The sequence below is a fragment of the Streptomyces sp. NPDC090032 genome (assembly GCF_044748025.1).
GTDB lineage: Bacteria > Actinomycetota > Actinomycetes > Streptomycetales > Streptomycetaceae > Streptomyces.
This window is the reverse complement of the sequence record NZ_JBIVFF010000042.1, coordinates 1-1,034: the sequence shown is the minus strand read 5'-3', so window position 1 is coordinate 1,034 and position 1,034 is coordinate 1. Positions and strand designations below refer to the sequence as shown.

At 70.4% G+C, this 1,034-nt stretch carries 1 protein-coding gene; it reads left to right on the top strand.

What is annotated here, in order from left to right; translation table 11 throughout:
- Positions 1-1,034 (top strand): acetyl/propionyl/methylcrotonyl-CoA carboxylase subunit alpha (locus tag ACIPWY_RS40315; RefSeq protein ID WP_401537099.1); only part of this gene is annotated, 1,034 nt, incomplete at both ends.

Here is a 1,034-nt window from a genome sequence, read left to right as displayed (position 1 = left end):
CTCATCGCCAACCGTGGCGAAATCGCTGTCCGCGTGGCCAGGGCGTGCCGGGATGCCGGTATCGCGAGCGTTGCCGTTTACGCGGAACCGGACCGGGACGCTTCGCATGTCCGGGCGGCGGACGAGGCGTTCGCGTTGGGCGGTGACACCCCGGCCACCAGCTATCTCGACATGGCGAAGGTGCTGCAGGCCGCCAAGGACTCCGGCGCGGACGCCATCCACCCCGGCTACGGATTCCTGTCGGAGAACGCGGAGTTCGCCCAGGCCGTCCTGGACGCCGGCCTGATCTGGATCGGCCCGCCCCCGCAGGCCATCCGCGACCTCGGCGACAAGGTCGCCGCCCGCCACATCGCCCAGCGCGCCGGCGCACCCCTGGTCGCCGGCACCCCGGACCCCGTATCCGGCTCCGCCGAAGTCGTCGCCTTCGCCGAGGAACACGGCCTGCCCATCGCCATCAAGGCAGCCTTCGGCGGCGGCGGCCGCGGCCTCAAGGTCGCCCGCACCCTCGAAGAAGTCCCCGAGCTCTACGACTCCGCCGTCCGCGAAGCCGTCGCAGCCTTCGGACGCGGCGAATGCTTCGTCGAGCGCTACCTCGACAAGCCCCGCCACGTCGAAACCCAGTGCCTGGCCGACACCCACGGCAACGTCGTCGTCGTCTCCACCCGCGACTGCTCCCTGCAGCGCCGCCACCAAAAACTCGTCGAGGAGGCCCCCGCCCCCTTCCTGAGCCCGGCACAGAACGAGCAGCTCTACACCGCCTCCAAGGCCATCCTCAAGGAAGCCGGCTACGTCGGCGCCGGCACCGTCGAGTTCCTCGTCGGCGCGGACGGCACCATCTCCTTCCTCGAGGTCAACACCCGCCTCCAGGTCGAACACCCCGTCACCGAAGAAGTCGCCGGCATCGACCTCGTACGCGAGATGTTCCGCATCGCCGACGGCGAGGAACTCGGCTACACCGACCCCACCCTGCGCGGCCACTCCTTCGAGTTCCGCATCAACGGCGAAGACCCCGGACGCGGCTTCCTGCCCGCCCC